This window comes from Methylocella silvestris, from assembly GCF_002891535.1.
GTDB lineage: Bacteria > Pseudomonadota > Alphaproteobacteria > Rhizobiales > Beijerinckiaceae > Methylocapsa > Methylocapsa silvestris_A.
In genome coordinates this window covers 1-19553 of record NZ_PDZR01000011.1, presented here as the reverse complement: position 1 = coordinate 19553, position 19553 = coordinate 1, and the positions used below count along the sequence as shown (strand labels likewise).

The 19553-nt window shown below is 64.1% G+C and carries 26 protein-coding genes; 5 read left to right on the top strand and 21 right to left on the bottom strand.

Features of this window, described 5'->3' with window-relative positions:
- Positions 1-177: 177 nt before the first annotated feature.
- The 11 genes from pqqE to CR492_RS10920 all read right to left on the bottom strand — a co-directional run bounded on the left by pqqE (position 178) and on the right by CR492_RS10920 (position 7922).
- Positions 178-1299, bottom strand: coding sequence for a pyrroloquinoline quinone biosynthesis protein PqqE (gene pqqE / locus CR492_RS10970; RefSeq protein ID WP_102843796.1), 1122 nt, complete (start codon positions 1297-1299; stop codon positions 178-180).
- Positions 1296-1604, bottom strand: coding sequence for a pyrroloquinoline quinone biosynthesis peptide chaperone PqqD (gene pqqD / locus CR492_RS10965; RefSeq protein ID WP_102843795.1), 309 nt, complete (start codon positions 1602-1604; stop codon positions 1296-1298). Before pqqD ends, pqqE begins: the two co-directional genes overlap by 4 nt.
- Positions 1601-2362 (bottom strand): pyrroloquinoline-quinone synthase PqqC, encoded by a 762-nt coding sequence (pqqC, locus tag CR492_RS10960; protein WP_102843794.1) that lies wholly within the window; start codon positions 2360-2362, stop codon positions 1601-1603. Before pqqC ends, pqqD begins: the two co-directional genes overlap by 4 nt.
- Complete coding sequence (gene pqqB, locus CR492_RS10955; RefSeq protein WP_102843793.1) at positions 2359-3258, bottom strand: pyrroloquinoline quinone biosynthesis protein PqqB; 900 nt, start codon at positions 3256-3258, stop codon at positions 2359-2361. The genes pqqC and pqqB overlap by 4 nt, the downstream gene beginning before the upstream one ends.
- 45 nt (positions 3259-3303) lie before the next feature.
- Entirely contained in the window at positions 3304-3381 is a 78-nt protein-coding gene (gene pqqA, locus CR492_RS21500) for a pyrroloquinoline quinone precursor peptide PqqA (RefSeq protein ID WP_083772291.1), read from the bottom strand.
- Positions 3382-3807: 426 nt separating this feature from the next.
- Positions 3808-4413: a 3-isopropylmalate dehydratase small subunit gene (leuD, locus tag CR492_RS10945; protein ID WP_102843792.1), complete on the bottom strand. Its 606-nt coding sequence runs from the start codon at positions 4411-4413 to the stop codon at positions 3808-3810.
- A gap of 125 nt (positions 4414-4538) precedes the next feature.
- A complete protein-coding gene (locus tag CR492_RS10940; RefSeq protein WP_102843791.1) occupies positions 4539-4934 on the bottom strand; it encodes a (R)-mandelonitrile lyase in 396 nt (131 codons plus the stop codon).
- A 62-nt stretch (positions 4935-4996) separates the two neighbouring features.
- Positions 4997-5422 (bottom strand): metallopeptidase family protein, encoded by a 426-nt coding sequence (locus CR492_RS10935; protein ID WP_432431204.1) that lies wholly within the window; start codon positions 5420-5422, stop codon positions 4997-4999.
- Positions 5423-5517: 95 nt separating this feature from the next.
- Positions 5518-6150: a Smr/MutS family protein gene (locus CR492_RS10930; RefSeq protein WP_102843790.1), complete on the bottom strand. Its 633-nt coding sequence runs from the start codon at positions 6148-6150 to the stop codon at positions 5518-5520.
- Positions 6111-7175 carry a murein transglycosylase A gene (mltA, locus tag CR492_RS10925; protein WP_102843789.1) on the bottom strand — a complete coding sequence of 355 codons (1065 nt, stop codon included), beginning with the start codon at positions 7173-7175 and terminating at the stop codon, positions 6111-6113. Before mltA ends, CR492_RS10930 begins: the two co-directional genes overlap by 40 nt.
- Positions 7176-7202: 27 nt before the next feature.
- On the bottom strand, positions 7203-7922 hold the full coding sequence (locus tag CR492_RS10920; protein WP_102843788.1) for a Tim44/TimA family putative adaptor protein: 720 nt from the start codon (positions 7920-7922) through the stop codon (positions 7203-7205).
- A 135-nt stretch (positions 7923-8057) separates the two neighbouring features.
- Between CR492_RS10920 and CR492_RS10915 the strand changes: the two genes are divergently transcribed.
- Positions 8058-8549, top strand: coding sequence for an FxsA family protein (locus CR492_RS10915; protein WP_180982512.1), 492 nt, complete (start codon positions 8058-8060; stop codon positions 8547-8549).
- Between the two features lies 1 nt (position 8550).
- On the opposite strand, the gene CR492_RS10910 is transcribed toward CR492_RS10915, so the two are convergent.
- From CR492_RS10910 to CR492_RS10890, 5 genes are all read right to left on the bottom strand, one after another.
- Entirely contained in the window at positions 8551-9279 is a 729-nt protein-coding gene (locus CR492_RS10910) for a TetR/AcrR family transcriptional regulator (protein WP_102843786.1), read from the bottom strand.
- Between the two features lie 90 nt (positions 9280-9369).
- The gene (locus CR492_RS10905) at positions 9370-9831 is read right to left on the bottom strand and encodes a hypothetical protein (RefSeq protein ID WP_146030239.1); all 462 of its coding nucleotides are present in this window, start codon (positions 9829-9831) and stop codon (positions 9370-9372) included.
- 4 nt (positions 9832-9835) lie between these two features.
- Entirely contained in the window at positions 9836-10657 is an 822-nt protein-coding gene (gene proC, locus CR492_RS10900) for a pyrroline-5-carboxylate reductase (RefSeq protein WP_102843784.1), read from the bottom strand.
- Between the two features lie 2 nt (positions 10658-10659).
- Positions 10660-11160 carry a YbjN domain-containing protein gene (locus tag CR492_RS10895; protein ID WP_102843783.1) on the bottom strand — a complete coding sequence of 167 codons (501 nt, stop codon included), beginning with the start codon at positions 11158-11160 and terminating at the stop codon, positions 10660-10662.
- A gap of 362 nt (positions 11161-11522) precedes the next feature.
- Positions 11523-11789, bottom strand: coding sequence for an accessory factor UbiK family protein (locus CR492_RS10890; RefSeq protein WP_102843782.1), 267 nt, complete (start codon positions 11787-11789; stop codon positions 11523-11525).
- A gap of 162 nt (positions 11790-11951) precedes the next feature.
- Between CR492_RS10890 and lgt the strand changes: the two genes are divergently transcribed.
- From lgt to pgeF, 3 genes are read left to right on the top strand one after another with little or no spacing between them, the layout of a single operon-like run.
- On the top strand, positions 11952-12770 hold the full coding sequence (gene lgt, locus CR492_RS10885) for a prolipoprotein diacylglyceryl transferase (RefSeq protein WP_102843781.1): 819 nt from the start codon (positions 11952-11954) through the stop codon (positions 12768-12770).
- Positions 12767-13876 (top strand): class I SAM-dependent methyltransferase, encoded by a 1110-nt coding sequence (locus CR492_RS10880; RefSeq protein WP_102843780.1) that lies wholly within the window; start codon positions 12767-12769, stop codon positions 13874-13876. Before lgt ends, CR492_RS10880 begins: the two co-directional genes overlap by 4 nt.
- The gene (gene pgeF, locus CR492_RS10875; RefSeq protein ID WP_102843779.1) at positions 13866-14651 is read left to right on the top strand and encodes a peptidoglycan editing factor PgeF; all 786 of its coding nucleotides are present in this window, start codon (positions 13866-13868) and stop codon (positions 14649-14651) included. The genes CR492_RS10880 and pgeF overlap by 11 nt, the downstream gene beginning before the upstream one ends.
- An 8-nt stretch (positions 14652-14659) precedes the next feature.
- Here pgeF and CR492_RS10870 read toward each other — a convergent pair whose 3' ends face one another.
- Positions 14660-15094 carry a regulator gene (locus CR492_RS10870; protein ID WP_102843778.1) on the bottom strand — a complete coding sequence of 145 codons (435 nt, stop codon included), beginning with the start codon at positions 15092-15094 and terminating at the stop codon, positions 14660-14662.
- A gap of 155 nt (positions 15095-15249) precedes the next feature.
- On the opposite strand from CR492_RS10870, the gene CR492_RS10865 reads away from it, so the two are divergent.
- Positions 15250-16275, top strand: coding sequence for an AraC family transcriptional regulator (locus CR492_RS10865; RefSeq protein WP_102843777.1), 1026 nt, complete (start codon positions 15250-15252; stop codon positions 16273-16275).
- A gap of 13 nt (positions 16276-16288) precedes the next feature.
- On the opposite strand, the gene truA is transcribed toward CR492_RS10865, so the two are convergent.
- From truA to CR492_RS10845, 4 genes are all read right to left on the bottom strand, one after another.
- Positions 16289-17035, bottom strand: a complete 747-nt coding sequence (truA, locus tag CR492_RS10860; protein WP_102843776.1) for a tRNA pseudouridine(38-40) synthase TruA — start codon at positions 17033-17035, stop codon at positions 16289-16291.
- Positions 17035-17985 (bottom strand): methionyl-tRNA formyltransferase, encoded by a 951-nt coding sequence (gene fmt / locus CR492_RS10855; RefSeq protein ID WP_102843775.1) that lies wholly within the window; start codon positions 17983-17985, stop codon positions 17035-17037. Before fmt ends, truA begins: the two co-directional genes overlap by 1 nt.
- Before the next feature lie 66 nt (positions 17986-18051).
- Positions 18052-18642, bottom strand: coding sequence for a peptide deformylase (gene def, locus CR492_RS10850; protein WP_102843870.1), 591 nt, complete (start codon positions 18640-18642; stop codon positions 18052-18054).
- 73 nt (positions 18643-18715) lie between these two features.
- A partial coding sequence (locus CR492_RS10845) for an NlpC/P60 family protein (RefSeq protein ID WP_102843774.1) occupies positions 18716-19553 on the bottom strand: 838 nt, incomplete at its 5' end.

The window sequence follows — 19553 nt, the reverse complement described above, 5'->3', positions numbered from 1 at the left end:
TTTCCACCGCGAACCATGTCCCGGAGGGAAAAACCCCATCCGTTAACAAACAATGATGCTGGAAAAGCCGCGAATTTGCGCCAAGTCATCACGTCTGGAAACAAATATATAAACAGTGTGATCGCCAGCGCGGCCGCTTGGCGGCCGGTTGCTCGCCGACTCTTCGATCCGGCGGAACTATTCGGCCGGAACAGGGGCTTTGGCGCCGCGATAGACGTAAGCGATCTCGGCCGCCGCTTCTTCTTCGTTGGCGTGCGCCGCAATGGCCGCCACCTTGTCGTGATCGGGCGAGAGATGGCAGACGGGGTCGGCTGCGGATGCGTCTCCGGTCAAGGCGAAAGCCTGGCAGCGGCAGCCGCCGAAGTCGATTTCCTTGCGCGGGCAGGAGCGGCATGGCTCCTTCATCCACTCCGTGCCGCGGAAGGCGTTGAACGCCGGCGAGGCGAACCAGACGTCGCGCAGGCTGTGGTCGCGCACATTCCAGAATTCGAGTCCGGGAATGGTCTCCGCCGCATGGCAGGGCAAAACCTTTCCGGTCGGCGTGACATTCAGCGTCCGCTTCGCCCAGCCGCCCATGCAGGCCTTCGGATGGCGGGCGTGATAGTCGGGGATCACATGATCGATGACGATGACGCCGGCGTAGACCTCGCGCAGCGCCTCGACCTCGGCGATGGCGGCGTCGGCCTGCGCCTTGGTCGGCATCAGGGCGGCGCGATTGACGATGCCCCAGCCGTAATATTGGGTGTGGGCGATTTCGACGCGCCGGGCGCCGAGCGCGACGGCGAGCTTGACCATCTGCCCCGCGCGCTCGGCGTTGGCGCGGTGGATCACCGCATTGACGGTGAGCGGCAGGCCGGCGGCGATCACCCATGCGGCGACGGACTGCTTGCGCGCAAAGGCGCCCTCATAGCCGGCAATATGATCGGCCGATTTCGCCTCGGCGTCCTGGATCGAGAGCTGCACGTGATCGAGGCCGGCGTCGGCCAGCGCCTTGATGCGCTCCTGCGTCAGGCCGATGCCAGATGTGATGAGGTTGGTGTAAAGCCCGACCGAAGCGCAATGGGCGACGATCTCGGTGAGGTCGCGCCGCGCCGCCGGCTCGCCGCCGGACAGATGCGCATGCAGCACGCCAATTTCGGCGGCCTCCGTGAAAACCTTGATCCAGGCGGCGGTGTCGAGCTCGTCCGCGCGCGAATCAAGTTCGAGCGGATTTGAGCAATAGGGGCAGGCGAGCGGGCAGCGATGGGTCAATTCGGCAAGCAGGCCGACCGGATTCGGGATATTGACCGGAGCGTTCACAGGTCCACCATGCGCTTGACGGCGAGTTCGTTCAAAAGACGCCGCACATCCGCGTCGATCAGGGCGCGGTCGGCGGCATAGGCGGTCGCGAGATCCTCGACGATCGCTTCAATCGTGGCGACGCCGTCGCAGCGCTTCAAGATGGCGACGGCGATATCATCGACCTTGACGAGGCGCTCCGGCGCAAGCAGCAGCCACTGGCCGCGCGTTTCATCGAATTTGAGCCGGACGCCGCGTGGCAGACGCGGCACAATTCCCAACTCCTGCCCGGCCCCATGCTCCGCCGCCTGCACTGTCTCGTTCATGCCGCAGCTCCCTGCGCGGCGGTCTGTCCCGGCCGCCACGCGCCTGGCGGGATTTCATGCTCGACATAGGCGCCCCACAGGGCGTCAAGCTGCGCCCATAGCACACAGCATTTGAATTCGAGCGCCTTGATGACGAGATCCTGCTCGGCGCGCGTCTTCGCGTGATGGATCGAATAGGCGAGCGCGAATTCCGCGTCGCGCTGCGCCTGCGGCGGGCGCTGCGAGAAATAGGCCAGCGTCTCCCGGCTCACAAAATTATAATGCGCCAGCATGCCGGCGACCCGTTCGCCGATGATGTTCGGCGAGAACAATTCGGTCAGCGACGAGGCTACCGCCTCAAGCACGCTGCGCGAGCGGCAGAATTCCACATAGGCTTCCACCGCGAAACGCGTCGCCGGCAAAATGCCCTCGGTCGAAACCACATATTCCCTCGAAAAGCCGAGGCTGTCGGTCAGCTTCAGCCAGCGCTCGATGCCGCCGTCGCCCTCGCGCAGACCGTCGTGATCCTCGATGCGCTTGCGCCATTGCCGGCGATCCTCGGACGAGGTCAGCCGCGTCAGAACTGTCGCATCCTTGATGGGGATCATGGACTGATAATAATAGCGGTTAAGCGCCCAGGCCTGCACCTCTTCGTAGGAGCAGCCGCCGCTGTGCAGGCGGCGATGGAACCGATGCAGATTATGATAGCGCTCGGCGCCGACCTGACGCAGGCGGGCTTCCAGCTCCTCGGCGCTGAGCAGGGATTCGTCGCCGCTCATAATGTCACCTCCATGCCGTCATAAGCGACGTCCCACCCGGCCCTTACGACGCTTGCGCGTTCTTCCGAATCCTCGATCAGGACGGGATTCGTATTATTGATATGCACATAGATTTTTCTGGCGATTGCGCCAGAGGCGAAGCGCGCCACCGAGCCGTTTTCGCCGCTCATGGCGACATGGCCCATGCGATGCGCTGTTTTCGGCGAGAGGCCGAGCACGACCATTTCGTCATCGGTATAGGTCGTTCCGTCGAAGAACAGAACATCCGCGCCGGCGAGCCGGTTGAACACGCGTTCATTGATGTCGGAGCAGCCCGGCACGTAGAAGAAGGTCTTCACGCCGTCGCTGATCTCAAGCCCGATCGTCGATTCGCCTTCAGCGCCGACGTCGACATTATCTCCCTCAAGATAGAGCGGGATCTTGCCGGGTACGGGAAAGGGGGTGACCTTCAGCCCGAGGCCGGTGTCCACTGTCGCATTGAGTTCGACCGGATGCAGATCGACGAGGTCTCTGTTCAACACCCCGAACACGCTCGCGCCCTCGACTTGCGCCAGGGTCGCTCCGCTGCCGAAAACGGTGAAGCTCTGCTGCTCGCGGAGGGTCAAGAGCCCGGCGAGATGGTCGATATCGCCATTGGTGACGAACACGGCGGAAATAGGCGATTGCCGGCTCGCGCCGCGAGGGTGGAGCGCCGGCTGATTGATGATCTGCTGCCGCAAATCAGGCGACGCGTTGAGAAGCAGCCAGTGCTCCCCATCCGCGCTCACTGCAAGACTGGATTGGCTACGCGCCTTGACGCGTTTGTCTCCACTCCAAGCGAGTTGGCACACGGGACAGTTGCAATTCCACTGGGGAAAGCCGCCGCCCGCTGCCGAGCCGAGAACGAGAATGCGCAAGGCGCGAGCCGATCAGTCGATGCTGTTATCTGGAGCTTTAAGCTTTCAGATTTCGGCCGAAGCGTAGCTGGTCACTTCCATGCCGACGCAAACTTCAGTAATCACGGGGGTCGTCCAAGCCATATAAGCCTCCTCTGGAATTCAGGCACTGAGCCGGGCTAATTTTCCTACCTCGAACAGGTCTCGGCCCGTTCGACAGTGGATATAACATCGCATTCCGCGCTTCGCCATGGCTATTTTTGTTACTTTTCGGAAGGAATCGGCCTAAGCGCCTGATTTCGTTCCCTATCCCCGTGCAGCGCACCGCGCGACGTTTGTTTCGATCAAAATGATCGCCGCCCCCGATGGATGTTTTGGCAATGATTGCGGGATGGACTAGCCAATCGCTCCGGAACATAGCGCAAATATGGCAAGATTTTAAAGATCAGCCGGGGAAATTGAACGGCTATTCTCAATCATCATACCGTTCGACGCAGCGGCTTACTTGTCTTCCGGCGGTTCAGACCCAATTACGATTCGCGATCTACCGAAACCGCGGCGTTGAGGTCGCTACAACCACGATCGGCGCCCTTCGATCTTTTGTTCATGGGCGTCGATATGCGCGCCTTTTTCCAGCGTGAGCCCGATATCGTCGAGGCCATTCAGGAGGCAATGCTTGCGGAACGGATCGATCTCGAATCGGATGCGCCCGCCATCGGGGCCGCGAATTTCCTGCGCTTCGAGGTCGATCGACAAGGTCGCGTTCGCTCCGCGCTCCGCGTCGTCCATCAGCTTTTCCAGCTCTTCTGGCGCGACAACGATGGGCAGGATGCCGTTCTTGAAGCAATTATTATAGAAAATATCGGCAAAACTCGTCGCGATCACGCATCGGATGCCGAAGTCGAGCAGCGCCCAGGGCGCGTGTTCGCGCGAGGAGCCGCAGCCGAAATTATCGCCAGCGACAAGAATCGACGCCTTGCGATAGGCCGGCTTGTTCAGCACGAAATCTGGATTTTCAGAGCCGTCCTCGCGATAGCGCAATTCGGCGAAGAGCCCGCTGCCGAGACCGGTGCGCTTGATCGTCTTCAGATATTGCTTCGGGATGAGCATATCCGTGTCGACATTGGTGATCTTGAGCGGCGCGGCGACGCCCGTTAGCGAGGTGAATTTGTCCATTTTTTCGCAATCCTGAGCCTCGCCGGCGCGAAACAGTGCCGTGAGAGCGGCAACTTCTAACAAAGCCGCGCCCGGGCGGCAACGCGCGGCTTTCTTGAGAGCAGGTCAGTCTAAATTATCCGACGTCACATCCGGTATTGATCGTCGCTGACCTGTTCCATCCAGTCGACCGTCCTGCCGTCAAGCTTTTCCTGGATGGCGATATGCGTCATGGCCGTTGTCCGCGTGGCTCCGTGCCAATGTTTCTCGCGGGGCGGAAACCAGATCACATCGCCCGGCCGGATTTCCTCGACCGGGCCGCCCTCGCGCTGCGCCCAGCCGCAGCCCGCCGTGACGATCAGGGTCTGACCCAGCGGATGGGTGTGCCAGGCGGTGCGCGCGCCGGGCTCGAAAGTGACGCAGGCGCCAGCGACGCGGGCCGGGTCCGGCGCGCTGAACAGCGGGTCGATTCGGACAGCGCCCGTAAACCAGTCCGCCGGTCCCTTGCCGGAAGGCTCCGAGCCGCTGCGCGTGATTTGCACTTGTCGTTCTCCTTTAGCTCCAGGCGCCGATCGCCTCGCGAGCCGCAGCTTTCAGCGCCCTTTTAGCGCGCGGCGCTTTCGATTGCTTCCATGTCGTCGTCCGACAGTCCGAAATGATGGCCGATCTCGTGAACCAGCACATGGGTGACGATCGCTCCAAGAGAATCGTCCTGCTGCGCCCAGAAATCAAGGATCGGGCGGCGATAGAGCCAGACCATATTGGGGAACTGGCCGGTTTGCATGGTGGAGGCGCCTTGCGCGAGGCCATGGCCGCGAAAGAGGCCGAGCAGATCGAATTCGCTCTCACACTCCATTTCATCAAGGGTCTCGTCATCGGGGAAATCCTCGATGCGGATCACGACGCCCTCACAGAGCTTGCGGAATTCCTCGGGCAGATCGGCGAAGGCGTCCTTGGCCATCAGATCGAAATCATCGATCGAAGGGGCGGTCAGGCGGGTCCAGTCGATGGGGGCTTTGGTCGTCGTCACGGAAGCATCCTCCGGTCGCGCGCAAAAGCGCATATTCAGACATAAGTTGAGCATAATATGGTATCAGGCTGAAATTTATCAATTTTGCGGAAACATCAATCGCGCCGCAGGCGCGGCCGCCGAATGCGGACATAGAGCGCGCCGGCCCCGCCATGCGGACGCGAGGCCTCCTCGAAACCCACCACGATCGAGGCATAGTCATGGGCGCGCAGCCAATGCGGCACGCTGCGGCGCAGGACGCCGGCTTCCTCCTCACCCGCCGCGCCGCCGCGCCCCTTGCCGGTTACGACGAGAACGATTTTGGCTCCGTCCAGCTGCGCGCGCACCAAAAAATGACGCAAGGCGAGGCTGGCCTCATGCGCGCGCAATCCATGCAGGTCGATTGCGGCGTCGGGCGCCATGCGTCCGCGCGAGAGCTTTTGCCGCAGCCGGCGCTCGAGCGGGGCGAGCGGCGGCGTTGAAGCCGTCGCGGCAGGGATGGCCTCCCGGCTTTTCGTGGAAGCGCCCTTCGGGCTGGCGGCGACCGGCGGGGCGACCCCTGGCGCGGTCTCAGGCTTTGGTTTTGCAGGTTCGGGCAAGATGCTGTTCGGACGTGGTGAAATCGTCTTTGTGACGGCGAGCCACAAAGCAATTTCCTCGTCGGACAGCCGACGCAATCGGCCCCGGCCGACAGGTGGAGCGCTTTCCTTCACCGCGGCGCACCCTTTCCGGCGCCCTCTGCGGCGCATTCCCGGGCTGGAAGAAAAGCGACGAACGCGCCGGCATGACGAACATTGCCGGCCAGAGCGCCGGCCTCATCTCCCGATCCGAAGAAGATATCCGCGCGCGTCGGACCGACAATAGCAGAGCCGGTATCCTGCGCAATCATGAGGCGGCGCAGGCGTCCGCCCTCGGAAGCGGCCAGATTGACGTCGATCCAGACGGGAGTTCCATAGGCATAAAGGCGACGATCGACCGCCAGCGAACGCAGCGGCGTCAGGGGAAGTCCCACGCCGCCGATCGGGCCGTCCGCCGCGTCGGGCGGCGCGTCCGCCGCGAAGAAGACATAAGAGGGATTGCGCGCCATCAGCTCTGCGCCGGCCTCGCCCGGTCCTTGGCCGTGAGTCCTGATCCAGCCTTTGAGCGCGGCGAGCGACATGGCGTCCGGCGCAATGGCGCCGCTGTCGATCAGGATTGCGCCGATCGAACGGTAAGGCCAGCCGTTGCGGCCAGCGTAAACAAGACGCAGTTGCCGCCCATCGGCAAGGCGGACCCGCGCCGAGCCCTGCACCTGGATCAGAAAAACCTCAACTGCGTCCTTCAGCCAGACGACGGGCCGGCAAAGATGGTCGATCGCGCCGCCAAGGATGGCGGCCCGGTCGGGGAATTTGGCGCCGGCGGGAATATCGGGGCGAGACAGGATCGGCGCGGCAAAATCAGCGCTCTGGACCAGGGAACCCTCGACGACCGGCTCGTAATAGCCGGTGAAGAAGCCGGACGGAGCTGCATCCGCCGGAGCGCCGACAGGGCGAAAGCAGCTTTCAAAGAAGCGGCGCGCGGCGCGGACGTCGAGACCGGACGGCTCGTCGAGCGCGCGCCGGCAGATTGAAATCAGCGCCGGCGCGGGCGGAGCAGCCTGACGGAGCGGGGCGCGGCCCGCAACGATTGCGGCGGCCGTCTGCCGAAACACGGCGAAGGCGGCGGCGTGGTCGTCATCGGCGAACCCTTGAAGATCGGCGAAGGCGAGCCGTTCGAGGCGGAGCGCTGCAGCCATGAGCGAGGCGTCAAGCTTGGCGGAGCCTCAATGCTGATCGCCCGTCGAGACGAGCTTCCAGTTTGGATCGCGCGCGCCGATGTCGCGGGCGAATCGCCAGGTGTCGTTGATTTCGACGACCTGTTCGGGATTGCCCTCGATCACTGTGCCTGCGGCGTTGCGCGTCGCCGTGATGATCTGCGCCGAGAAGCGCACGGCGATCTCGGCCGTGCGGCCGTTCAGCTCGGCGTCGGCGATTGCTCCATTGTCGATGGCGACAAATGACGTTTCGATCTTGTCGCCGCGCTTTTCGCGCTCGGTGAGCGCCGCGACGAAACTGTCGTAGACGCTCTTGTCGAGCAGATTTTGCAGCATTTTCCGGTCGCCGTCGGCAAAGCCGATCACAATCATTTCATAAGCGGTCTTCGCCCCTTCGAGAAAGGATTTGACCTCGAAAGACCGGTCGGCCGCGGCGATGGCGTCGAGCCCCGCCCAGGCTTTTGAACCGGGCTCGGCATAGGGTTTCCAGCGCGAGGCGGGATCGACGGCGCCGGACTGCGCGATCGGCGCGGAGGCGCCGGGCAGCGGAATCACTTTGCCATCGCCCTCGCCAGGGCGCTTTGGGGGAGTGGGCTCGCCCGCGATGAAGGGATTTCTCGGCGGCTTCTCCGTCCCCGTCCGCGCGCCAAGGATGCTGCGCAGCTTCCATACGACAAAGGCGGCGAGAAGCGCGAAGATGAGGGTCGAGATATCGAATGAGTTTTGCATGGGGTGCAATTGGCTCCGGCACAGCCGCGGCCCGTTGCGCCGCATGCTTATCCTTATCATATATGAACTGGGGCGGCAGGCGGCGGAAATCCAGTCGCCGCGGCCTCACGGTCTCTTCGCTTGATGGTTTTATCGATGCGCCTTAGCGGCAGAATTCCGCTCTTTTTCGTGCTCTGGCTGCTTGCGGAATTCGCCGCATTCACCTTGATTTCCGGCATGGTCGGGCTGATGGGCGCCCTGTTTTTGTGCCTTTTGACCAGCCTTGCGGGCCTTGCCATGCTGCGCAGGCTCGGTTTTTCCACCGCGCTTCAGCTGCGCCGGGCCATGGCGGCGCGCTCGTCGGGACAGACGGGCGCCTCGCGCGAGGCCATGCTCGACGGCGCGCTGGTCGGTTTTGGCGCCGTCTTGCTGATCATTCCGGGCTTCGTATCGGATTTCTTCGGCCTCGCGCTGGCGGCGCCGTCGGTGCGCAACTGGATTCAGGAAAAGATGAGCACGGGCCGGACCAGCCGCGGACCCGGCCGCAAGGGGGCGCCGACGCTTGTCGACCTCGATCCGCAGGAATGGTCGCGGGTGGATCAGCCGAATGAGCCGGACCGGCTGGAGCCGACGGACCGCCGCGGGTAGGCTAAATTCCGGCGTCTTCCTTGTCGGCCCGCTGCCGGCTCGTGCGGCGGCTGTCGAACAAAGAGCGCGTAAGGGTGAAGAGCGGCGCGGCGAGACGGTTCAGATCCTCGGCGCGGGCGACGAGGCTTGCGCCTCTGGTCAGTTCGCGGTCCAGCGCCGCCATGGTCGTCGCAAGGCCGCTATCGTCGTCGCGGAACCAGACGGGGAGGATGCGCGCCCAGGCCAGCGCCAGCCCTTGCAGCTTGACCGCGCCGACGGCGCCTTCCGATTCGATTCCCGCCGCCTCCAGCATGAATCGCATGGAATTGACCGCGAGCCGATTGATCGCGGCGGCGGCGATCGGATCGCGCCGCGTCCAGTCGAAAATGCTCTCGACGCCGAGCTTGTAGGGGGCGAGCGCGTCGAGACGGCGCATCAGAACGTCGAACAGGCGCTCCTTCGCCGGCTCGCCGGCGAGATCCTCGTTCGGCGCGTCGAGAACGGCCTTGTCGATCTTGCGGAAGAAGGCGGCCAGAATCGCGCCCTTCGAGGGAAAATAATCCCGAAAAACGGACAGCGAGAGATTGGCCCGCGTCGCAATGTCCGAGATCGTGATGTCGTCCCAATTGCGCTCGCTCGCCAGCTCCAGCAGCGCCTCGACGATGGCTTCGCGCGGATCCTTCGGCGGCGACGTCAAATCGCCAGCTTCCTGTTTCGCGCCGCGTCCCGTGGATTTCTTATGCTGGTCCATCGTCAACTCCAGGCTCGCCGGGGCGGCCAGGCCGCGCCGCGAAGACATTGCATTTTAGAGCAAGTTCACAAAAATGCTTGAGGTTTCGGGCTATCTCGCGCCGATCGCGTCGTGAACGTTGCTGCAGGACCGGGTCACCTGCGCCCATTTGCCGTTGCGCAGATTGAGCCGGCAGCCGCCGTCGCTGGTCGCAACGAGGCTGGAGACAAAGGCCGGGGCGAGCATCACCGAGCCGAACGCATTGGGCAACAGGACGAAGCCCTCATGCTCAAGATGTCGGGTGATCGTTTCGCATTTTTGGAACGCCTTGATCTCCTGCCCATCGGCGAGCAGCACCGCGCAGCGCGTGGGACTGGCGTCGAGAAACACCTGAATATCCGCGAGCCGGGCGTAATTGAAAGCGCCGGGCCGCGCCGCGTTCAGGGCGAGAAAAGCGTCGGGCGCCTGCGGTTGATCTCGCGGGTGCTCCTGCGCCCTTGTCCCGGCCGGCGCGACCGCAAGGAAGATGGCGCAACTGGCCGCCAGATCGCGCCGCAGGGCAGGGGCCTGCACAGCTCTAGCCTGACAGCGCCTGCGCGCGTCGGCGCGCGGCCGCGGCGGCGCGCTGCGCCAGCGGCGAAAGCCCATCGGCGGCCATCAGCACCTCGAGCGCGGCGGCCGTGGTCCCCCCCGGCGAGGTGACGCTTTCGCGCAATTGCGCCGGCGATTTATCAGCGCTTTGGAACAGCAATTCGCCCGCCCCCTCGACGGTCGCCCGGGCGAGGCGCGCGGCCATCTCTGGCCCAAGGCCGAGCGCCTCGCCGGCCTCGGCGAGGCATTCGGCGAGATAGAAGACATAGGCGGGGCCGGACCCGGAAATGGCGGTCACGGCGTCGATCAGGCTTTCGTCCTCAACCCATTCGAAAGCGCCCGTCGCGCCGATCAGGGCTTCAGCAGCTTTCTTTTGTGTTTCCGTCAGCGCTGCTCCGGCTGTGAGCCCGGTCATGCCGCGCCCGACCGAAGCCGGCAGATTGGGCATGGCGCGGACGATCGCGCCAGCGCCCGGCAGCCGCCTTTTGACATCGGCGATGCTCTTGCCCGCCAGAATGGAGATGACCAGCGTTTGCGGCGTCGCCAGCGCCGCGAGCGCGCTCGCCTCGTCGAGCGCTTGCGGCTTGATCGCCAGCACCAGAACCTCAGGCGCCGCCGCCACGCCATTCAGGGAAAAGCCGCGCTCCGCTGCAAGGCCGATCAGATCCGCGCCGGCGTTGGGATCGATGACGCTGAGCGTCGCCGGGTCGAGGCCTGCATCGAGCCAGCCGCGCAGCATCGCGCCGCCCATCTTGCCCGCGCCCGCCAGAACGAGCGAGGCGGGGAAAGAGGCTGCTTCGCCCGGCATCGCTAAGCTTCGCCCTGGGTTTCAAACATCACCGTCTCGATCGCCTCACGGCCGTTCTTGCCGGCCCAGACGACGAACTGGAACGCTTGATAATAACGCTCGCAGGCTTTGACCGCGCTGGTCAGCACGGTCTGGCATTGATGGCCGTTGAGATCGGCGCCCCCCGACAGCACGATGGCGTGGCGGAACATGACGATCCCGTCGTTGGTCCAGATGTCGAAATGGCCAAGCCAGAGCTGTTCATTGATCAGACAGATCAGCGCGATAATCTCGCTGCGCCGCGCCGAAGGCGCCTTGAGATCGAAGGCGCAGGCGACATGTAGCGACTCAAGATCCTCAAGCCAGGTGAAAGCGACATTGTAATCCGTCCAGCAGCCCGCCACGGTGATGCAGATCTCGTCTTCCTCGTCGCGGTCGAAGGGCCATTGATTATGCGCGGCGAGCCTCTCGATGAGATCCACGGGATGTTCCGAGCGGACGGCTTCGAATTGCGTAAGCGACATAAGGGGCCCTTCAGCACAAGCGGCCGCGGCGTTTCGCCGGGCGCGCAGCAAGGACGAAGGAGCGGCGAGTGGGCGTGAACCGCGCCGACTCAATTGCTCTTTCGATCCGTGAATCTGAAGGAATCACAACGCGCCCCACGTAGGCAACAGGCGCCGACCCAATTGTCCCCTGCCTTGCAAGCCTCAAGACAGCGTGGCGGCAGTTTCGCGAAAGCCGCGAAACGCGCGCGACGCGTTCGCTCCCAGCGGGTAGAGCGGAATATCGGCGCAATCGGCGCCGCGATCACACTCATGATTTGTTTTGAAACAGGATCGCGAGCGCGGTCGGTTCCAGATGTCAGGCGCGGATGCGTCGTTGGGCTCTAATCCCCCGGTCCGGCCGCCTGACCAGTGAGCTCTGCTTCCAGCGCCGCGAGTTTGGCGCTCAGTCGCTCATTTTCCGCGCGCGCCTTCGCCGCCATCTCCTTGACCGCCTCGAATTCCTCTCGGGTCACCATGTTCATTGTGGAAAGAAGGCGCTCGAGCTGCGTCCGCACGGCCGTCTCGGCCTCCCGCCGCATGCCATGGGCGACTTCGCCGGCGTCTGCCATCAGCCGCGTCAGATCGTCAAAAACCCTGTTTTCCTTCATTGTTCCGCTCCAATCAGGCTTTGAACTTCACGCGCGGCCGGCCGCGATTCACCAAGGCGGCGCACAGCTGACATGGAGCCGAAATGATCTTCGCACAAGACTTCCCGCCATCTTGACGCCGCAGCGCCGGCGTCGCATCACCCCTTAAATCGTGGAGCTTCGATGCCGTTTGTGATCGCCTATCCGGTCATCGATCCTGTGCTGCTTTCGATCGGCCCGCTGCCGATCCGCTGGTATGCGCTGGCCTATATCGCCGGGCTCGTCATCGGCTGGGCCTATGCGCGCCATCTCGTCGGGCGCGCTTCATTCTGGGGCGTGCGGCTGCGCCCGGACGTCGGAGTGATCGACGATCTTCTGATCTATACCGCGCTCGGCGTCATCCTGGGCGGACGGCTCGGCTATGTCGTTTTCTACAATCCCGTCTTTTATCTGTCGCACCCGCTTGACGTCTTCAAGCTTTGGCAGGGCGGCATGTCCTTTCATGGCGGGCTGGTCGGCGCCGGCGTCGGCGTCATGCTGCTGGCGCGGCGGCGCGGCCTGCCGACGCTTGCGCTCGGCGACGTCGTCTCGGCCGTCGCGCCAATCGGGCTGTTTCTCGGGCGCATCGCCAATTTCATCAAGCCGGAGCTTTGGGGCCGGCCGACCGACGTTGCCTGGGCGATGGTTTTTCCGGGCGCGGGCGATCTGCCGCGCCATCCAAGCCAGCTTTACGAGGCCGCGGCAGAGGGCGCCTTGCTGTTCCTCTTTCTCTTTGTTGCGGTGCGGCTTGGCGCGCTGAAGCGGCCGGGTCTTGTCACCGGGCTGTTTGCGATCGGCTACGGCTGCGCCCGCATCTTTTGCGAATTTTTCCGTGAGCCCGACCCGCAGCTGGGCTTTCTGTTTGGAGCAGCGACCATGGGCATGCTTCTCTCTCTGCCATTGATCGCCGCCGGCGTCGCGCTGGTCGCATTCGCCTTTCGCCGCGAGGCTGTTCCCGCATGAATCCGCTTGAAACCCTTCTGCAAGAGATGATCCTCGAAAGCGGTCCGATCAGCGTCGAGCGCTATATGGCGCTGGCGCTCGGGCATCCTGTTTACGGCTATTACCGGACGCAGGCGGCGGTCGGCGCGGAGGGCGATTTCATCACCGCCCCCGAGATCAGCCAGATGTTCGGCGAACTGATCGGCCTGTGGGCGGTCGAAGTCTGGCGCCTGATGGGCGCGCCGAAAGAGGTGAAGCTGGTCGAGCTGGGGCCTGGGCGCGGCACCCTGATGGCGGATGCGCTGCGGGCTGTGAAGGTCGCGCCGGATTTCCGCGACGCCATCGAGGTTCACCTCGTCGAAATCAGCCTGCCTCTGCGCGAAAAGCAGCGCGCCGCGCTGGAAGGGCAGGGGATCAGGATCGTCTGGCACGCGAGCCTTGACGAGATTCCGCCCGGCCCCGCGATCTTTATCGCCAATGAATTTTTTGACGCTCTGCCGGTGCGCCATTACGTGCATCGGGACGGCGGCTGGCGCGAGCGCCAGATCGGCGTCGATGAGAACGGACGCCTCTTCTTCGGCGTCTCCGGCGCGCATGAGAGCGCGATCGCCGCCAAGGGAGAGCCGGAGGACATTCTCGAGGTCGGAGTCGGCGCCGCGCGGCTGATGACGCAGCTTGGCGTGCGGGTGGTGACCCAGGGCGGCGCCGTGCTGGCCATCGATTACGGCTATAGCGAGCCCGCGCGCGGCGAGACGCTGCAGGCGATGCGCGCGCATAAATTCGTCGATCCGCTGGAGTCTCCGGGTGAAGCGGACCTTACCGCCCACGTCAATTTTTCGGCGCTGGCGCGCGCGGCGCGCGGCGCGGGCGCGGCGGTCCATGGACCCGTCACACAGGGGGATTTTCTGGCGCGGCTTGGCATTTTCGAGCGCGCCTCTGCGCTGGAGCGCGCCGCCGCTCCGGCGCAGCGCGCGGCGATCAACAGCGCGCTCGAGCGTCTCGCCGGCGAAGGCGAGGGGTTTGACCGCGCCACGGACATGGCCCGCCTGTTCAAGGTTCTGGCGGTGACACGGCGCGAATTCGATCCGCCGCCGGGATTTGCCGAAGGCGCCCCGAATGAGGGTTGAGGCGCGGTCGGAGCCGCAGGCGCTGCAGGCTCGCCTGCTGCGGTGCGAAGGGTTGTCGCATGGGTTCTTTACGCGCAACGGCGGCGTTTCGGCCGGCGTCTATGCGAGCCTCAACGGCGGCGTCGGATCGAAGGACGCGCCCGAGGCGGTCCAGGAGAACCGCCGGAGGATGGGGGCGCTGATCGGCGTCGCGGCGGGGCGGCTGCTCGTTCCCTATCAGGTGCATTCGCCCGACGCGCTGATCGTGACCGAACCTTTTAGCGAGCGGCCGCATTGCGACGGCCTTGCCACCGCGACGCCCGGCCTTGCGCTTGGCGTCACCGGCGCCGATTGCGGCATGATCCTGTTCGCCGACGAGAAAGCGCGGGTGATCGGCGCGGCGCATGCGGGGTGGAAAGGCGCTCTGACCGGCGTGCTTGAATCGACCCTCTCGGCAATGGAGCAGCTTGGCGCCTCCCGCGCCGCGACGGTGGCGGCGCTCGGCCCGGCGATCGCTCAGAAAAGCTATGAGGTCGGTCCCGAATTTTTTGAACGCTTCATCGCTGTGTCCGACGATTACGCAGCCTTTTTCGATCCGTCGGCGCGCGAGACGCGCTTCATGTTCGACCTTGGCGGCTTCATCGGCTTTCGTCTGCGCGCGGCCGGCGTCAGCGACTTCGAGGATCTTGCTCGCGACACCTACGCCGAACCGGAGCATTTCTTTTCCTATCGCCGCTCGGTGCATCGGGGCGAGCCCGACTACGGGCGCCAGATTTCAGCGATCGCTCTCGCCTGAGCGCCGCGCTAAGTTGATTGCGCTTCGAGCAGGGCCTTGAATTCGGGCAGGCCGAATGTCGCGATTGGCTGTAGGTCGTCGTCGAGAATTTCGTAGATGACGTCCGCGACATTGCGGTTGCTGAAGAAGACGACGACGTCCTGGTCGCCGCCGCCTTCCCGATGTGGCTCGCCGCCGGCCTCGGTGGCGACATAGCTCCCGACCGGGCGTATTTCTTTCAGCTCGCCATTTGCGCGATAGATGCGCAATTCGCCCTGAACGACCAAAGTCCTGTAGGCCGCTTTATGCCTGTGCAAGGCGATCTTCTGGTTGGCAGAGAATTTGAAGAGAAGATCAACGCCCTTGTTGATTTCGTCGACTTCATAAATGAAATAGGAAAGGTGATCGAAACCCTCGATGGTATGCCAGCGAATATTGCTTTCATCGAATTGGTAGACCGTCATGACTGTCGCTCCCTTGTAGAGGCTGCGCGCAAGAGCGCGCGCCCGTCCCCGAAACTTCGTCACATGTTTTCGGTGGAAGCCGCAGGTTAGGAGGTCGCCCGAACCAGCATTTGCCATTTCGCGCCACAACGGGAAATATTTGGCGTGGAGGAGCCATGACAGCCTATGCGCTCACAAGAGCCAGCACGATCGGCCCGGTCGCCGATGAGATCGAACGCGCCGGCGGCTCTCTCGCGCGGGTTTTTCGCCGCTCCGAGCTGCCCGTAAAACTCATTGAAAAGCCGGATCAGCTGATCCTGCTGCGGGACCAGTTCAGGCTGATCGAAAACGCCGCGCGCGAGATTGGCGACGAGTCGCTTCCGGCGCGACTTTCAATTCATGCGGGACTTGCCGGACTAGGGCCCTACGGGCGTCATTTCATGTCGTTTTCACGTTTGGGCGCGGCCATTTCAGAAGGGGTTGGCGCTTTCGCCGAATTGCTCCAGGCGGCGACGCGGATGCAGCTGGCTGTCAACGGCCGCTGGGCGAAATGGAGCTATTCCATCACGGAGCCGATCGTGGTCGGCCGCCAGAAAAACGAGTTGCTGGCGCTTGGCTATATGATCGATCTTCTCCGTTGCTATGCGGGCAAAGGATGGGCGCCGGATCATCTCGAATTGCCGGGCGCGACCTTGCAGGCGAAGGCCGATGTTGAGGCCATTTTCGGATGCAGTCTGAAATCAGGGCCGGCAGCCGCCGTGATATTTCCAGCCGAACTTCTTCAATTGCCGAATCCACGGCCGGACCGAAAAACGCCAGGCGATGATTTCTTGTTCATCCCGGCTCCCGATGACTTTCTCTCCTGCGTATCTCATGTGCTGTTGTGCGAAACGCTTGCGGGACGCCCCAGCATTCACATGGTCGCGCGGCGCTTCGGTTTGCCCCCGCGCACGTTGCAGCGCAAGATTGCGGAACGCGGCGCGACATTCGAGTCGATGCTGCGCGCGACGCTGCTGCGGCAAGCCTCCGTTTTTCTGAATGAGCCGGACCTCTCGATCGCCGACCTCGCATATGAACTCGGTTATTCCGATCCGGCGCATTTTACGCGGGCGTTCCGAAACTGGACGGGGATGTCGCCGCGCGACTGGAGGAGGCGGCGTCTGATCGAATCGGGACCGCCTGAGGCCTTGTCAGATGAATGAATCCTGGACCCGCTCAGGCGTCTTCGTAATCGACCTGCATCAGATAAAGCCCCTCCGGCGGCGCCACCACGCCGCAGCGGCGCCGGTCCTTCGCCGCGAGCGCTTCCGCCAGATTCTCGATGCGCCATTTGCCCGAGCCGACATGCTCGAGCGAGCCGACCATGGAGCGCACCTGCGAATGCAGAAAGGAGCGCGCGGCGACATGGATGTCGATCTGTTCGCCATCGCGTAGCACATCAAACCGCTCAAGCGTCCGCAGCGGGCTTTGCGCCTGACATTGTGAATCGCGAAAAGTCGAAAAATCATGGTAGCCGAGCAGGGTCTGCGCCGCCTGATGCATGGCCCCGGCGTCGATGTTGCGGCGGATGGCCCAGCACCGCCCGGACTCAAGGGTCAAGGGCGCGCGGCGATTGATGATTTTATAGAGATAATGCCGCCGCACCGCCGAGAAACGCGCGCTGAAATCCTCAGTCACGCGCTCCGCCTTGAGGATCGCGACCGGATTCGGCCGCAGCCAAGCGTTGGCCGCGTCGCGTAGCACGTCGGGACGCCAGTTGCGGGAAAAATCGGCATGGGCGACCTGGCCCCGGGCATGGACGCCGGCGTCGGTGCGCCCGGCGCCCTGGATCGTGATCGCCTCGCCCGTAAAGGCGCCGAGCGCAGTCTCGATCGCTTCCTGCACGGAAAGGCCATTGGCCTGTCTTTGCCAGCCGACGAAGGGCGCTCCGTCATATTCGATCAGGAGCTTGAAGCGGTGCATCAGGAGGGAAGCGCTTTCGCAGGCGGCAGGATGAAGCCCGGCGCGAGCGAGGCGCCGCGCAAAAAATCGGCGGCGCTCATCGGCGTCTTGCCGGCGCGCTGGACTTCGAGGACGGCGATGGCGCCCGCGCCGCAGGCGATCGTCAGCCTGTCGTCGAGAAGGGCTCCCGGCGCGCCGTCTCCCGGCGCAAGCGTTGCGCGAAGAATCTTGATCCGTTCGGGGCCCTTGCCAAGGTCGGCCTCGAAGAAGGCGCCGGGAAAGGGCGCGAGCGCGCGGATTTTGTCATGTACGCGCCCGGCCGGTTCGCTCCAGTCGATGCGCGCCTCGCTTTTCTCGATTTTCGCGGCATAAGTCACGCCGTCCTCGGGTTGCGGCGTGAAGCGAAGGCTGCCGCGCGCGAGCGCCGCCAGCGCCCGCGCCATCAGATCGGCGCCGATCAGCGCGAGCCTGTCATGCACCTCGCCCGCATTCGTCTCCGGGCCGATCAGGGTCCGCTCGGCGAGCGCCACGGGACCGGTGTCGAGCCCTTCTTCCATCTTCATCACCATGACGCCTGTCTCAGCGTCTCCGGCCATGATGGCGCGCTGGATCGGCGCCGCGCCGCGCCAGCGCGGCAAAAGCGATGCATGCAGATTGAGGCATCCGCGCGGAAACAAGTCGAGCGCGGCTTTGGGCAGGATCAGCCCATAGGCGACGACGACGGCGGCTTCGGCCTCGAATCGCGCGAGCGTCGCGATGGCGTCGTCCGATTTGAGGCTCGCCGGCGTCTCGATCTTCAGCCCGAAACGCAGCGCCGCCATGTGGACGGGCGAGGGCGTCGGCTCGAGCCCGCGCCGGCCGGCGGGTTTTGGCGCGCGGCTATAGACAGCCGCGACGTCGTGGCCCTGGCCGATGATTTCGGTGAGGACGGGAACGGCGAAATCCGGCGTTCCCATGAAGACGATGCGCAATTGAAAAATCCGGGTTTCGGGCGGGCGAGGGGACGGCCCCGGCGGACGGGGGCAAGGGACGCCTCGTCAAAAATCGCTGGCGGCGCCGGGCTTTTGGGCGTCCGCGCGCGAGCCGCGCGGGGGGCGTTTTGGCTCTGGCGCGTCGAGTTTCGCCGCCTTCTCGAATTTCTTGATGATGCGCGCCCGCTTTAGCCGGGAAATATGGTCGATGAACAAGACGCCGTTCAGATGGTCGATCTCATGCTGCAGGCAGGTGGCGAGGAGACCGTCGGCTTCGATCTCGCGGCGCCGCCCCTCGCGGTCGAAATAGCCGACCCTCACCGCAGCGGGGCGAAAGACCTCTTCGTAATATTCCGGAATCGAGAGACAGCCCTCCTCATAGGAGGACAGTTCTTCCGACGCCCACAGGATTTCCGGATTGGCGAGGCAGATCGGATCGGCCCTGGCCGAATCATCGCGGCGCTTGGCGACGTCGAGGACGATCACGCGAGCGTCGACGGCGATCTGCGTCGCGGCGAGGCCGATGCCCGGCGCCTCATACATGGTCTCCAGCATATCGTCCATCAGTGCGCGCACTTCGCCGTCGATGGCGGCGACAGGCTTGGCGACGAGGCGCAGGCGTTTATCGGGCAGGGTGATGATCGGGCGCAGCGGCATGATTTGAGAAATAAGACGGGCCAGCGGGAAAAGCAATTTCGCTGCGATGGCGCTGACAATGCAATGCGCGCGATCAATCCGCAGATCGGAAAAGCCGCCGGATCGAGCTGATCGGCGGCCCCGCCTTCGCCAATATCCGGTCTCGGGCCTCACATAGAGGCTCGCTCGCGACCATCATGTGATGCGCATTGGCGTGCAGCAGCGACTCAGCGTCGCGCATGACCCCGACATGGCCGCGCCAGAAGACGAGATCGCCGCGCCGCAGCCCGGAGAGATCCTCGTTCACCGGCACGGGCTGCCCGAGCGCCTGTTCCTGCTGATCCGTATCGCGCGGCGATTTTATGCCGGCGGCGTCGAGCGAAATCTGCACGAGGCCGGAACAGTCGACGCCAAGGCTCGACTTGCCGCCCCAAAGATAGGGCGTATGGAGGAGTTTTTCGGCGACTGCGACGAAATCGCTCTCTGCTTCTTCAATGGGGCAAAGATGCGCGGCGAAAACGAAGCCGCCCTCCGCAAGCCGCGCGAAGGCGCCTTCCGCCGGCGCGACGCAAATCCGCGCCCCGAGCGGGAGGGCGCCAAGCGGCGGCAGCTTCATATTGGGCGCAGGATAGATAAAGCTGCGGTTGACCTTCACCCTGTGCGTGGCGCCGTTCCCAACCGCGCCGATTTCGGTCATCGACAGATAGCCGACATAGCCGTCGCGTTCGAGCTGGATCCAGCCAAAGCCTTCGCGGTCTTCATAAAGAAGCGCCGTCTCGCCATAAATCGCCTGGGTGTCGATCGGAACATCCGGCGCGGGCTCGGGCCTCAGGTCGGCCAGCCCCGCGCGAATGCTGACCCGGACGCCCTCGACAAATTCATCCGCCTCGACTTGTCCGCGCAAATGGGCGGCGGCGAGATCGGGGCGGGCG

What these genes read in the sequence shown, in the direction of transcription:
- pqqD (WP_102843795.1), bottom strand. Translation starts at nt 1,604, where the DNA reads ATGAACGAGACAGTGCAGGCGGCGGAGCATGGGGCCGGGCAGGAGTTG.
- pqqC (WP_102843794.1), bottom strand. Translation starts at nt 2,362, where the DNA reads ATGAGCGGCGACGAATCCCTGCTCAGCGCCGAGGAGCTGGAAGCCCGC.
- pqqA (WP_083772291.1), bottom strand. Translation starts at nt 3,381, where the DNA reads ATGGCTTGGACGACCCCCGTGATTACTGAAGTTTGCGTCGGCATGGAA.
- leuD (WP_102843792.1), bottom strand. Translation starts at nt 4,413, where the DNA reads ATGGACAAATTCACCTCGCTAACGGGCGTCGCCGCGCCGCTCAAGATC.
- CR492_RS10930 (WP_102843790.1), bottom strand. Translation starts at nt 6,150, where the DNA reads ATGCGCCGCAGAGGGCGCCGGAAAGGGTGCGCCGCGGTGAAGGAAAGC.
- mltA (WP_102843789.1), bottom strand. Translation starts at nt 7,175, where the DNA reads ATGGCTGCAGCGCTCCGCCTCGAACGGCTCGCCTTCGCCGATCTTCAA.
- CR492_RS10920 (WP_102843788.1), bottom strand. Translation starts at nt 7,922, where the DNA reads ATGCAAAACTCATTCGATATCTCGACCCTCATCTTCGCGCTTCTCGCC.
- CR492_RS10915 (WP_180982512.1), top strand. Translation starts at nt 8,058, where the DNA reads ATGCGCCTTAGCGGCAGAATTCCGCTCTTTTTCGTGCTCTGGCTGCTT.
- CR492_RS10910 (WP_102843786.1), bottom strand. Translation starts at nt 9,279, where the DNA reads ATGGACCAGCATAAGAAATCCACGGGACGCGGCGCGAAACAGGAAGCT.
- proC (WP_102843784.1), bottom strand. Translation starts at nt 10,657, where the DNA reads ATGCCGGGCGAAGCAGCCTCTTTCCCCGCCTCGCTCGTTCTGGCGGGC.
- CR492_RS10895 (WP_102843783.1), bottom strand. Translation starts at nt 11,160, where the DNA reads ATGTCGCTTACGCAATTCGAAGCCGTCCGCTCGGAACATCCCGTGGAT.
- CR492_RS10890 (WP_102843782.1), bottom strand. Translation starts at nt 11,789, where the DNA reads ATGAAGGAAAACAGGGTTTTTGACGATCTGACGCGGCTGATGGCAGAC.
- lgt (WP_102843781.1), top strand. Translation starts at nt 11,952, where the DNA reads ATGCCGTTTGTGATCGCCTATCCGGTCATCGATCCTGTGCTGCTTTCG.
- CR492_RS10880 (WP_102843780.1), top strand. Translation starts at nt 12,767, where the DNA reads ATGAATCCGCTTGAAACCCTTCTGCAAGAGATGATCCTCGAAAGCGGT.
- pgeF (WP_102843779.1), top strand. Translation starts at nt 13,866, where the DNA reads ATGAGGGTTGAGGCGCGGTCGGAGCCGCAGGCGCTGCAGGCTCGCCTG.
- CR492_RS10870 (WP_102843778.1), bottom strand. Translation starts at nt 15,094, where the DNA reads ATGACGGTCTACCAATTCGATGAAAGCAATATTCGCTGGCATACCATC.
- CR492_RS10865 (WP_102843777.1), top strand. Translation starts at nt 15,250, where the DNA reads ATGACAGCCTATGCGCTCACAAGAGCCAGCACGATCGGCCCGGTCGCC.
- truA (WP_102843776.1), bottom strand. Translation starts at nt 17,035, where the DNA reads ATGCACCGCTTCAAGCTCCTGATCGAATATGACGGAGCGCCCTTCGTC.
- def (WP_102843870.1), bottom strand. Translation starts at nt 18,642, where the DNA reads ATGCCGCTGCGCCCGATCATCACCCTGCCCGATAAACGCCTGCGCCTC.